This is a genomic window from Rhodovulum sulfidophilum DSM 1374 (assembly GCF_001633165.1).
GTDB lineage: Bacteria > Pseudomonadota > Alphaproteobacteria > Rhodobacterales > Rhodobacteraceae > Rhodovulum > Rhodovulum sulfidophilum.
Genome location: NZ_CP015418.1, coordinates 3,866,421 through 3,878,805, shown reverse-complemented (window position 1 = coordinate 3,878,805; position 12,385 = coordinate 3,866,421). Strand labels below are relative to the sequence as shown.

Annotated in this window: 9 protein-coding genes and 1 pseudogene; 4 read left to right on the top strand and 6 right to left on the bottom strand. The window is 59.6% G+C overall.

Translation table 11 applies throughout. From position 1 onward, the window contains the following. Positions 1-43: 43 nt before the first annotated feature. A pseudogene (locus A6W98_RS22415) lies at positions 44-295 on the bottom strand (DUF2938 family protein); the annotation flags it as partial. 421 nt (positions 296-716) lie between these two features. On the opposite strand from A6W98_RS22415, the gene A6W98_RS18070 reads away from it, so the two are divergent. Genes A6W98_RS18070 through A6W98_RS18060 form a run of 3 tightly spaced genes read left to right on the top strand, consistent with a single transcriptional unit; the run spans position 717 to position 2,582 of the window. After that, complete coding sequence (locus A6W98_RS18070) at positions 717-1,121, top strand: transposase (RefSeq protein ID WP_042463994.1); 405 nt, start codon at positions 717-719, stop codon at positions 1,119-1,121. Further along, complete coding sequence (gene tnpB, locus A6W98_RS18065; RefSeq protein ID WP_042463992.1) at positions 1,118-1,492, top strand: IS66 family insertion sequence element accessory protein TnpB; 375 nt, start codon at positions 1,118-1,120, stop codon at positions 1,490-1,492. Before A6W98_RS18070 ends, tnpB begins: the two co-directional genes overlap by 4 nt. Position 1,493: 1 nt before the next feature. Next, positions 1,494-2,582 carry an AAA family ATPase gene (locus tag A6W98_RS18060; protein WP_042463990.1) on the top strand — a complete coding sequence of 363 codons (1,089 nt, stop codon included), beginning with the start codon at positions 1,494-1,496 and terminating at the stop codon, positions 2,580-2,582. Positions 2,583-2,663: 81 nt separating this feature from the next. Here A6W98_RS18060 and A6W98_RS18055 read toward each other — a convergent pair. The 5 genes from A6W98_RS18055 to A6W98_RS18030 all read right to left on the bottom strand — a co-directional run bounded on the left by A6W98_RS18055 (position 2,664) and on the right by A6W98_RS18030 (position 11,605). Next, a protein-coding gene (locus A6W98_RS18055) for an IS3 family transposase (RefSeq protein ID WP_155734843.1) occupies positions 2,664-3,823 on the bottom strand; the annotation gives its coding sequence in 2 pieces (ribosomal slippage) (positions 2,664-3,574 and positions 3,574-3,823; 1,161 coding nt in all). A gap of 259 nt (positions 3,824-4,082) precedes the next feature. Then, positions 4,083-4,823, bottom strand: a complete 741-nt coding sequence (locus tag A6W98_RS18045; RefSeq protein WP_063490947.1) for a M48 family metallopeptidase — start codon at positions 4,821-4,823, stop codon at positions 4,083-4,085. Further along, positions 4,810-7,878 (bottom strand): type I restriction endonuclease subunit R, encoded by a 3,069-nt coding sequence (locus tag A6W98_RS18040; RefSeq protein ID WP_063491331.1) that lies wholly within the window; start codon positions 7,876-7,878, stop codon positions 4,810-4,812. The genes A6W98_RS18045 and A6W98_RS18040 overlap by 14 nt, the downstream gene beginning before the upstream one ends. A 44-nt stretch (positions 7,879-7,922) precedes the next feature. Beyond that, positions 7,923-9,161 (bottom strand): restriction endonuclease subunit S, encoded by a 1,239-nt coding sequence (locus tag A6W98_RS18035; RefSeq protein WP_063491330.1) that lies wholly within the window; start codon positions 9,159-9,161, stop codon positions 7,923-7,925. Then, entirely contained in the window at positions 9,155-11,605 is a 2,451-nt protein-coding gene (locus A6W98_RS18030) for a type I restriction-modification system subunit M (protein ID WP_063491328.1), read from the bottom strand. The genes A6W98_RS18035 and A6W98_RS18030 overlap by 7 nt, the downstream gene beginning before the upstream one ends. 445 nt (positions 11,606-12,050) lie before the next feature. Between A6W98_RS18030 and A6W98_RS20555 the strand changes: the two genes are divergently transcribed. Next, positions 12,051-12,305 carry a helix-turn-helix domain-containing protein gene (locus A6W98_RS20555; RefSeq protein WP_231098305.1) on the top strand — a complete coding sequence of 85 codons (255 nt, stop codon included), beginning with the start codon at positions 12,051-12,053 and terminating at the stop codon, positions 12,303-12,305. Positions 12,306-12,385 lie beyond the last annotated feature (80 nt).

Sequence of the window (12,385 nt, the reverse complement as noted above, 5' to 3'; positions counted from 1 at the left end):
GGCATTGATCGAGGGAGAGACCGGGTTGCCGCGGTCGTCGCACAAGCTGGCGAGCCAGTTCTTGACCGAAGACGACCGCGAACATGACGCCGATCAGGTAGTGCAGCCCCCATCCGACCATCGCCTCATACGCGACGGGCGGAGTTGCCGTGATCGGTCGATGCACCGCTTGTCCTCGGCAAGCGTGGATCGCCCACCTTCCGACCAGCGCATAGTCGAGCGGGCGGATGCCGAAATCGCGTTTCAGGGTCAGTGCCACCATGTCCATCACCAGGGTCGCACCAATGCCGATCACACCTGCATTCACGAGAACCGAACCCACAGATCCGTGTTCGAATGCAGGATGCGCCACAAGTCCGGTAGGCTTTGCCCGCCTTCGCTGAGAATGGCATTAGCCAGTGAAGGGCGCGGTTGTGTCATGGCAATAGTCTCGTCGGGTCGAAGCCGGTTTCCGCGAATGTGCATCCGGCCGGTGGAAGGGCTGCAAGATAGGGATCAAGGCTCGGGATGACCCTGTAGGGCTGGTCATAGGAAGGTGACTGCCCCGTATTGCGGCAGCGAAGCTGAGCCGTTGCCCCAAGTTCGTAGTAAAGATTGAACCAGGTCTCGAGGCTCCAGATTCCAATGTAAGCGTTGCATCTGACCCCCTGATTGCCCTCTAAACCTGACCACCTCTCGTCCGCTAGTCTGCATCCGAACTACGATCGGAGGCGACTATGGCGGAACGTGAAGTCTGGGGGTTCAAGATCCGGACCTCCCCGTCGGGCAAAAGGATTTGGCCGAGCGAGCTCAAACTCGAGGCGACCAGGCGCCTTCGGGAAGATGGCATGTCACCTGGAGATGTTGCCGCCGAGCTGGATGCCCACGAATGCCTGGTGAGAAAGTGGTGGGTCGCTGATCGGCGGGAGCGAGGCGAAAAGATCTCCATCGATGGGCCAGCCTTCGCGCAGATATCAGTCGAACCGGCTTTCGCGCCGGCGGCGCCCCAAACGACCGCTGCAGGTAATGGCTCAGCCGGCTCCGCTCATCTGTATGTGGGCGGGATCTGCCTCCAGTTTCCTTTGTCCATCGACGAAGCAGACCTTCAAAAGCTGATCCGTGTTGCGGGGCAGTGTCAGTGATCGCGCCGTCCAGCAGCTATCGTATCTATCTGGCCACTCAACCTGTCGACTTCCGGAAGGGGATGGATGGCTTGGTCAATTACGTCATGACCAATTTCGAACTCGATCCCTTCTCCGGTGCATTCTTCGTCTTCCGCTCGAAGGGTCGTGACAAGATCAAGGTCCTGATGTGGGACGGCACCGGCCTCGTGCTGATCTACAAGCGTATCGAAGGCGCAGGCTTTGTATGGCCCAAACTTTCTGACGGAACGATGACCCTGACCAAGGCGCAGTTTGAAGCTCTCTTTGAAGGGATCGATTGGCGCCGCGTCGTTTCGGCCGCCTATCACCACCCCTCCATTTTCAACAAATCAAGTGTGGAGGTCGAGTGAGATGGCGACGATCCCGTTCATTCAAGCCAAGTTCTTCCCCGCCGAGCAGACGGCCGATTACCTTGAAAAGCGCTTCACCAAGCACCTACGGCTATTGCGAAGTGGCCTGGTCGGCCAGCCGGCGCATGAAGTCGAGCTGCTTGGAGTCGACAATCAAGAATTGCATGAGGTGAGGATAACCCATCTCGACAGGAGCAGGATTCAGAAGCGCGTCAAGAAGCTTATTATACGCCGCCAAGAAGCGTCAGGGATGGGCCATTTGCAGAGGGACGAACGCGAGCGATTGACTGCCTTGGCGGGCGGCGTTCGGCTTGCGACGGTGAAGGCCGAACACCAAGCGGATGAAATCGCGGCGGCCCTTCACGATGAAATGCCCTGGATGGGACCCGCGACCGAACAAGTCTGGAGGGCCATGCGCAGGTCGGTGAGAGAAGGCTCCATAGGTCTTCGCCTGCCGCCCATCCTACTCGATGGCCCTCCTGGGATCGGCAAGAGCTTTTGGGCGCGGCGCCTTGGTCGGCTCTTGACCGTCCCCACAACCGTCATCGAGGCAACCAATGAGAATGCCTCATTCGGTGTCGTCGGGTCTCAGCGTGGATGGGGAAGCGCGGGCCCAGGGCGTCTCATTTCCACGATGCTTATGGAGCATGTCGGCAATCCGGTCATGGTCGTTGATGAGGTCGAGAAATCGGGGACTGCAAAGTCCATGTCAGGCCGCGCGTTCGGACTGTCGGAGGCGCTGCTACCCCTGCTGGAGCCCATGACCGCAAGAAGCTGGAGTTGCCCATTCTATCAGGTTAAGTTCGATATGAGTTGGGTCATCTGGGTCCTGACATCCAACAACTACCACGCGTTGCCCGAGCCGCTCTTGAGCAGATGCCCACCTATAGCCCTACGAGCGTTGACGACTGACGAACTGGTGATGTTCATCTGGCGCGAAGGGCGTAGGCAAGGCACCAGCGACGTGGCCTTGGACGCCGCGGTCGAAGCTTTCAAGCGTGCGGGCCAGGCAAGCCAACCGAGTCTGAGAACTGCGGCACGGGTGCTGCAGAGGGCAGCCGATCTCGAATGTCACCCCACGCTGCATTAAACCGATGTCACGAGCTCGTCACACAAGGGAGGCGGCCTCGTGACTGAATTCGAGATGACCTGCCCCCCTTGGGTCCCTTGTTCATAACGAGAGTCTGCGGGTTTGAGATTGGTAGTCTGGGCGGTCTTTCTGGGCAAGCGCGCCGGGCGCGGAGCCCTCAAATTGCTCAAGCGTCCGGCGCGCTTCGAGCGGCGTCTGGGTTCCCAGAGACGAGTGCGGCCTGATAGCGTTGTAATCGTAGCGCCAGAGCGCCAGCTTGCGCCGGGCGTCGTCGAGGGTGTCGAAGATCTCCTCATTCAGGAGCTCGTCGCGCAAGCTGCCATTGAACGACTCGATGAAGGCGTTCTGCTGCGGCTTGCCCGGGTCGATGTAATGCCAGGGCACTCCGTTCGTGTCGGCCCACTTCAGGATGGCGCGGCTGGTGAACTCGGTGCCGTTGTCACTGACAATGCAAGCGGGCTTTCCGTACATCCGCACCAGCGCATCCAACTCGCGGGCCACACGAGCGCCCGAGATGCTGGTGTCGGCGGTCAGGCAGAGGTTCTCCCGGCAGCAATCGTCGATCACCGCCAGAATGCGGAACTTGCGCGAGGCACCGAAGCTGTCCGCCAGGACGTCGAGCGACCAACGGGCATTGGGATGTGCCGCTCCCGGCATCGGCGTGCGTGACCCACGGGCCCGCTTGCGCCCGCGTCGTCGCTTCACCGACAGCCCTTCCTCCCGGTAGAGCCGATAAAGCTTCTTGTGGTTCATGAGCATGCCCTTGCGCTCGAGAAGGATACCGATCCGGCGATAACCGAACCGGCGCCGCTTCCCGGCGATCTCCTTCATTTCCTCACGGAGCTCGGGGCAGTCCGGCGGGCGTGTGCGCCGGACCGTCTTGGGATCGACACCGACAAGCTGGCAGGCCCGGCGCTGCGAGATATCATGATCCCGCATTGCCCTGAGCGCCGCCTCTCGCCGCCTGGTCAATGTCGTCAGTTCTTTCCCAGCAGATCCTTCAGAACGACATTGTCGAGCATGGTGTCGGCCAGCAGGCGCTTGAGCTTGGCGTTCTCGTCTTCCAGCGCCTTCAACCTGGCGGCCTCGGAAACCTCCATGCCACCATACTTGGACTTCAGCTTGTAGAACGTCGCTGGGCTGAGACCATGCCTGCGGCACACCTCCGCCGTCGGCATCCCGGCCTCCTGCTCCTTGATCATCCCGATTATCTGCGCCTCGGTGAAACGGCTCTTCCTCATTCGTCTGCTCCTTCGCGGTTGAGCAGACTCTACATCAGACTGAGGGATCTCGCGGGGGGCAGGTCAGAGATCATCTTCGACGTGTTTGGTATCGGCGCATGCATCGTTGGCGCCATCCGGGTCACCATCGCCTACCGCTCTTCGATACGAGATGTCGAACCAGATCCGGAACGTGTTCGGCGATTTGTGGAACGGGGAATGGAGCTGCGGCGGCAGGCCCTGGAAAAATCGCGCGCAACCGACAGGTCGAGCGACGACGTCACCGAGCCAAAGTCTGCAGATCTTCCCACGCGGCAAGCGGATACTGATTTAGCTCGTCGCGTATGCTGCGCCACTTCGGCATATTGTCGTCAAGGACCTTGATGAAACGCTCATCATGGCGCGGCGATATCAGGTGGGCGAGCTCATGCAGCAGTACGTACTCAATCGCCCGAACGGGTTTCTTCGCGAGCTCGAGGTTGAGCCAGACGATCTTCTTGTCCGGATTGCAGCTCCCCCATTTCGTTTTCATTGGCCGGATGCCCCAAGCTTCGGTGGCAACGCCTAAGTGCGATGACCAATGCTCGAGCCGTGGAGCCACGTGCTCCCTTAGGCGAGCCTTGTACCAATTCTCCACACAACGCCTGCGTACTGCAGGCGTTGTGTCTGCCGGCACCGAATAGCGGAGCCGGTCACTGCCGATGAGTTCGATCCGGTGGACCTTCTTGTCCCAGTGGATCACATCCAGTCGAAGAGGCCGGCCGAAAACGAAGTGCGTCTCGCCGGAGACGTACTGCCGGCGAGTCTGGCGCTCCTGAGCGAGGAAACGGGCCTGTTTGCGGCGAACCCAATCCATTCTCGTGAGTACAGCCAGCTTGACGGCATCGAGACTGACGCTCAGCGGGGCGGCGACTCTGACCTGGCCATCAGGCGGATAGACACCGACATGGAGGTTCTTGATCGCCTTCCAGCGGACCTCGACCGGCGTCCCTCCGATGATGTGGTGTTCAGTATTCACCATGGTTCTTCAGTATCTGCAGCAGCGTTTCGACAGTGTCGGGATCCGAAATCTCAGCTTCCAGGCAGCGTTTGACTTTCTTTTCTTTCATCGTATGACCGCGCCACCCGTGGGGGGCAGTCGCTCGTACAGCCTCGTCGACCCGGCGCGCGAGGGCCTCATCTTGTCCGAGGTTGTCGAACAACGCCTTTTGCCCGGGCGATTTCATGCTCTCAGGATAGGTATTGCCATGCCCGGATTTCGCGGCCCTTACCAGTTCCGCGATCTTCTCCAAATACTCGGCATACTCGATCGCGCCGCTCCGGCGCTGCGCCACCAGGTCAGTCAGCAGCTCCGACATCTTCTCGTAGAACTTGGGGTTCACGGGGGTTTCGTCGATGATCAGCTTCCTGACGTTGTTCTCGATCGCCTCGGCGACATTCTCACGCTTCCGCTTGGATAGCGCCGGAAGATCATCCTCGGCTTGGGCGCCCTTGCTCTCGACCAGGTCAATAAGGCTGATGTCATCCAGGTGAGAGATGACCTGAGAGTCGTCGGCCCGGATGTAATTGTCGATCAGGTGGCGCATGGCCGGCTCGTAGAGCTTCATGTCAACGGCATCGCCGCTGTGGAGCCGCACGGCATCGCGGACGCCGATGGCATGTTCGACCTCCTTGCGCATTTCCCCCAGTTCCAGCTCGTTGAAGTCTGATCCGTCCGGCTCGGCGGCGACGTTCGTGTAGGCGCGCGCATACCGCCCAGCCAACTTGTAAAGCGCTTGGCGGCGGCGAGCCTTCTCTTCCGCGTCCGGATCGCTTTCAATCCCCCCGGGGCTCGAGAAATAGGCGAAGAGCTCATCGTCCCCCTTGGGCTGTTCAACGGCATCCAGAAGCCCGAGCCAGGCATCGCGCGCTGTCCGCAGATCCGTGTCGGCCTGCTCGGCACGGTCCGTGATCAGGCCCTCGACATCCTCCTTGTCGAAGGCATCGAACGCCTCGGACGTATAGTCATCCACCGCGCTCTCGATGTTTCGGAACAGATCCTTATAGTCTACGATGTAGCCGAAGTCCTTATCGTCACCGTCCAGGCGGTTCACCCGGCAGATCGCTTGGAACAGCCCATGATCCCGCATCTGCTTGTCGATGTAGATGTAAGTGGCCGTCGGCGCATCGAAGCCGGTCAAGAGCCGGCTCACGACGATCAGCAGCTTCATCCGCCCCGGCTCTTTCTTGAACAGCCGCAGGGCCCCTTCTTCGTATTCTTCCTCAGACGTATCACCCAAGAGATCGGTATAGACCCGGTGGACGCGCTGCTTCTCGGTCTCGCCCATGCCGGTTTCTTCACCGGTAATTTCCGGGGCGGCGCGTTTGTAGGACGTCACGATCGCGCACTTGTCGGCCAGGATTGACCCGGACTTCCGGAAAATCTCGAAGAGCTCGCACGCCTCGGGGATGGAGCCCGCCACGAGCATGGCGTTCCCCATGCCCGCATTCAGGCGTGGCTTCATCTCCATATCCAAGATGATGTCGTTGGCGATCTGCTCCAGCCGGTCACGGCTCGACAGCACACGTTGAAGCGTTCCCCATCGTTGCTTGAGCGTCGCCTTTGCGATCGGGGTCAGCCCCTTCGTCTTGGCCTCGAACCAGGCGTCGATCTTGTCCGGCGCACTGATCCTCTGGTCGATGTCGCGGGCTTCATAGCGCAGGTCCAGCACCACACCGTCCTCGACCGCCTCATCAAAACGGTAGGGCTTGCCGATGTAGGGGCCGAAGGTTTCGAGCGAAGTCCCCTTGTCCGACCGCAGCAGGGGCGTGCCGGTAAAGCCGATGAACATGGCCTTGGGCAGCACCTTGCGCATCGCCTTGGCCAGCTTGCCGGACTGGGTGCGGTGTGCCTCGTCGATGAAGACGAAGAACTCGCCCTTGGGCGCCCCGATGTTCGCGTTCTGGATGTCGGAGATCAGGCTTTCCAGTTCTCCCTCTTCCTTCTTGCCGAACTTGTGGACGAGGGAGCAGATGATGCGATCCGTCGGATCGGCGAGTGCGGCCATCAGGTCGTTGCCAGATCGCGCGCGCCGCACCTTGTCGCCGGTATTGCCGAAAACGTCCTCGATCTGGCTATCCAGCTCCTTGCGGTCGGTGACCACCAGGATGCGGCCGTCGGGGAACGCTTCCCGGATCCAGCGGGCCAGCATCACCATGATCAGGCTCTTTCCCGAGCCCTGGGTCTGCCAGATGATACCGCCCTCGCGCGAGCCGACGCGTTCCTGCGCCGCTTTCACGGCGAAGTATTGGTTCGGGCGGGCGATCTTCTTGATGCCGGCGTCGAACAGGGTGAAGTCGTGGATCAGTTCGAGGAACCGCGCCGGCGCCATCATCTGGGTCACATCGCGGTCGAGCCGGGCCGAGATCTCGCTGTCTTCCTTCCAGGCCAGCCAATAGGGCTGCGGCGTCTTGATCGGGGCATAACGCAGACCCTCGCTGTCATTGCCAGCAAAGGTGATCTGCACCGTGGTGAAGAAATGCCGGATGAACTCGGGCCGCTGGTTGTCGAGCGTCTGACGGATGCCGGTCCCCACGCCCACGGTGGATTTCTTCAGCTCCACGACGCCAAGCGCGATTCCGTTGACATAGAGTACCAGGTCGGGCCGCTTGTTCCAGGCCTTGGCGTCGCGGCCCTTGATCGAGACCTCTTCGGCCACGCCGAGGTCATTGGCCCCCGCATCGCCCCAGTCGACAAAGCGGACGGTAACGGGGGCCTCGCCCGGGCCGGGGGCGATGGCCACGCCGTAGCGGAGCATGTCGTAGAAGCTCTGGTTGGCCTCGTAGAGCTTGGTGCCTTCCATCCGCGCGTCGCGTTCAAGGCGGGTGATGGCTTGGGTGATGACCTCGGGCGAATAGCCGCGTGCCTCAAGCCACGGGCGCAGCAGGGAGGGCTCGATATTGGCGTTGCCCTCGCGCTTTTGCCAGTCACCAAGGTAGCGCCAGCCGAGGCCGCCCGGTGTGCCGGATGTGCCCCCACACAGCAGGTCGATGACCCGGTTCTGGGCCTTGCGTTCCGCCTCGCCGATCTTGCTCATGGGGCACTCCGTGTCTCGAAAAAGTCACTTGTGGGAAAATGTCGTCAGACCAGCCTGATCCGTCCGGTCAAAAGGTTTTGCATCATACCCTCCTTCACCTGCCGCGCTTTTTCGAGGCGGGTGTCGAGGGCTTGTATTTCAGCGTCCATATCCCCGAGAACTTCGGCAATAGCCTTTTGTTCTTTAAGGTCTTGTGGGACGAGCAAAGTCATCCCTGACAATTGCTGGCCGTTGATGCCCGGTTGTCCACTGCGCACAGAGTTTTCGCCGATCCATGACCAATAGGCGTCTGTTTGCAGAAACTGAAACAGATAGCTGGGGACGACTTCGGTTATCGCAGGGGCTAATTTGATAAGGAAGCCGGCGTAAACCGTTCGTTCTTTCGGGCCGGTATACTGGTGTGACTTGCCAGTGCTTGCGCCGGTTCGCGCGACAACGATTTCATCAGGCTCGAGAAAGTAATGCGTGGCTGAAGGATGCAGCACTTCCGCACGTCCGTCTTGGCGCAATTGGCCATGTTCGTCGATGTCGGTGATACGCAGATAGTCGTAGCCACCTGACCCAAGTGCGCAGGCGGCAGAATTGATCCCATAGGTCGGCGTGCTCTTAAGTAGTTTGCGAAGGTTGGTCTTCACCCACTCCCCCGAGAACCCTGGAAGGCGGCGCTTGGCGGTCAGGAGGTCCTGCATCGCGCCCTGCTTGATGAGCCTCTTCTTGGCGATCAGCCGCTCCAGCCCCTCGATCAGCGCATCCGCATCCGAAAGCGCCTCGGCGATGGCTTCCTGTTCCGGCAGCATTGGGAGAGCGACTTTAATCTTGGCGAGGCTTTGCTGACCAATGTTGGCCCGGATGCCGCCTTGACCTGCCGCTATGATCTGTTGCCTCACGACCTGCGACCGCAAGGCATAGCCAGCAAAAAGCGGATCCATCGAGCTGGTTGTCAGCTTGCCGCGCAGAACGAAGCCACCGAAGAGTATCGGCTCGTCATCCAGATATACCGAAGCGAGCCCGACCTCCTCTTGAGTCTCGGATGTTCTGTTGAACAGAACATCACCTCTTTGAACAAGGTAACGACTTGTTTCCAAAGTTGAAGTGGCGACGCGTCCTGGAATGCTCTCTGCCTTGAGATGTGTGTTCGTGATGAGCTCCAACACATTCGCAAAGCGCAGTCCACGCCCATAGGCTGACTTGTCTGTGTTGAAGCCATTCTGAAAATTCATAAGGTCGCCGAGTGGCACGAACGCCCAATCCTCTGGTAGTGCTGCAATCTCCTCCATCACCATTCATATCCCATTGTATGAAGATGCGTGGCGACCCTCTGGTCATAGTCCTGCATCAAAACGAACAGTGATGGTAATGTATCTGCATACCTTTCCACCAAAGCCCGCAGCCTGGAGATAAGGGCATCGGCACGCGCCTCGATTGCAATCTCAATCAGGTCAGCAATGTCGGTCAGCCATTTGTCGTCCACAACCAAGGTGCGGATCTCATCTTCAGTCAGTTCCGAGTATTTCCTGATGGTCGCTGCCGTAAGAGCTGCCTCCACTTCCTTGGCAACCTTCTTGGCCGCAGCCTCATCTTTGAGGAGCTTCTTGGCCTTGTTCAGCGCCTTTCTTTCATCTTCGTCGACGACGGCCGCTTTCAATCGTTCATTGACGGATTTCTGACTGATCTTCCCGTCGTCCGGAATAGCTTGGAACAGGTCGCCGTCTTCGACGCCGTGCTGTTCAACCATTTCTTCGATTTGCCGCGTCGTCGCTTGTGCCTCGGCTTCGGCTTGGTCCAAGTCGGCCTTCAGCTGAGGGAGGAACTTAGCTACCACGATTGCAGGCGGTATAACTTCACACATTAGCCGTGTGGTCTTGCGGCTTTGCTTGACGATTAGGTCACCTGCTTCCAGCCATTTAATTTTGCCATCTTTGTCGGTCTCGTAACGGGCTTCTCGGATCTCACGGCACGCCCCCCAATCGTCATGGGCGATGACAAATACGTCATCCTGCATCACCTCGGCCCAGTAGGACATAAGCCGCTGATACGCCTCATAGCGGTCGATCAGGGGCGCGTCTGCAAAGCGGGTCAGCATGTCTTCGGCGATGGTTTGAATCAGGTTCTTCGGCTTGTCGCCGACCTTGATGCCATCCATCAGCGGCGCATTCTGCTCGACCCAACCGTCGAGGGTAGCGTGGACGCTGTCGCGGAAGGCGCCGAATTCGGGGTGGTTGCGGATGGTGGTGCGGACCTCCTCGGGTTCGACCAGCGGATCGGAATAGCCCGGGCGCGGGTTCGGGCCGAAGAGGGTGGCGCGGATGCCGGGCATGACCTCCCAGAACGCGGCGAGCCCGTCGATGTCGCGGTTCGGCACGCCGCCCTTGAGATGCGCCTCAATGTCCTGCAGATCCTCGGGGTCGGAGCCGTCGATGTAGCGCGGGAGGTTCAGGTTGAAGTCGTTGCGCGTGATCTCGGCATAGGGGACGAGGCGGGAGTAGCCGTCAATCTCGGCCTGCCGGGTGTAGGCGTCGGTGATCTTGTGGATGTCCCGCTCACGCAGGCGGTTCTTGTTGCCGTCCTTGATGAAGCCGCGTGAGGCGTCGATCATGAAAACGGGGCGCTCGGCCTGGGCTTGGGATTTGTCGAGCACAATGATTGAGGCGGGGATGCCGGTGCCGTAAAAGAGGTTCGCGGGCAGGCCGATGATCGCCTTGATGTAGCCGCGCTTGAGGATCTTCTCGCGCAGCTCGGCTTCCTTGTTGCCGCGGAAGAGCACGCCATGGGGTAGGATGACCGCGCCGGAGCCGGTGGCCTTCATCGAACCAAGGATGTGCAGCAAGAAGGCAAAGTCGCCGTTTTTGTCAGGCGGCATGCCGAGGTCGAAGCGGCCATAGCGGGTTTCGCTGGTCAGGCCAGAGCCCCAGGCCTTGGCCGAGAATGGTGGGTTGGCGACGACGAAGTCGAAGGTGAGGAGCTCGGTCTCTGACGCCTTGAACTGCGGTTCTGCAATGACATCGCCTTGGGCGACGTCGGCATCCTCGCGCCCATGCATGATCATGTTCATCTTGGCCAGGCCGCGGGTGGTGATGTCGAATTCCTGCCCGTAGATGGTGAGCGCGACGTCGGCGGCATCAGCGGCCTTCAGGAGCAACGATCCGGAGCCACAGGTGGGGTCGTAAACGGTCTGCTTCGGGCTCGTGGCGCGACTGACACCCGCAACAGCGGCGACGACGCGTGACACCTCGGCAGGGGTATAGAACTGACCTTTGCTCTTGCCGGACTCGGTCGCGAAGTTGCGCATCAGGTATTCATAGGCGTCGCCCAGGATGTCATCGCCATCGGCCCGATTGCGGCTGAAGTTCAGCTCCTCCCGGCTGAAGATGTTGATGAGCGCGGTCAGCGTCGTGACCATCTTGGCGCCACGGCCGAACTTCTCGGAATCGTTGAAGTAGGCTCGGTCGATGACGTTCTTGAGGTCGTTGGCTTCTGCGATCCCGGCGATGGCCCTGTCGATACCTTCACCGATGTCCTTGTTACCGCGGAGCTTCTTGAGGTCTTCGAACGAACAGCCCTGGGGCACCTCGATGAGCGCGTCGGGCTTGCCCACGCGGTCAGAGACATACTTCACGAACAGCAGCGTGAGGATGTAGTCCTTGTAGAGCGAGGCATCCATGCCACCCCGCAGCTGGTCACAGCTGTCCCACAGGGATCTGTAGATATCGCTCTTCTTGATAGCCATCGTGCTCTGCCCTTCGCCAAGTCGCCCGCGTTCTCATCGCGCGAGATGGCTTCAGGTTTAGCGCCTCCCAGCCGCGAGGAACAGATACGCCTTGTCTGAGCAAGCTGAGCAGAGACCTTGAAACTGCCGCCCCAGAGCGGGCTACTGTCTGCCAACGTCAAAAACGGTGCAGAAAAAATCGACGCCAAGCAGGCGTCCGCACGACTTGCGAAAAAACGAATTAAGGCCTTGCGAAAAATAACTTAATTCCAGCGCGAAGCGCCTATAATTAACCACTTTCAGCCGAGATGGCATTTCGCGAAAAACTTTCTACTGCCCTTGCGAAAAAATCTGATTAATCGAGAGGTAGCGACGTTGAGCAAATAGTCGTCAAGCTCCCATCTCAACTTCACTATTGATCTTCACTATTTAGTGCGTCACTTCCTTCTTAAAGTGATTCGCGAATGTGAAAGGCGCCCCATTGGATTTGGCCATCGATAGAGAAAGACATGCTCGAATCCGATACGAGCTTTCCCTGCGCGGCCTGACCTTCGCTGAGATTGCGAGACGCGCTGAGGTTAGCGTATCTTCTGTCAGTGCGGTTTCACTTGGGAAAAGTAGATCCGCGCGCATCGAGCTGATGCTGGCGCAGGCCTTGGCCACTCGGCCGGAAGCCCTTTTCCCTGACCGCTACCCTGCTAACAGCGGAGAGGGCACATGAGCTAGAAGCCAAGGGCTCTGGAAGAGTTGAGGCCCCGGGACGGCAATCCCAAGGGCCTCGGAAAATCGCTAGCCGCGACA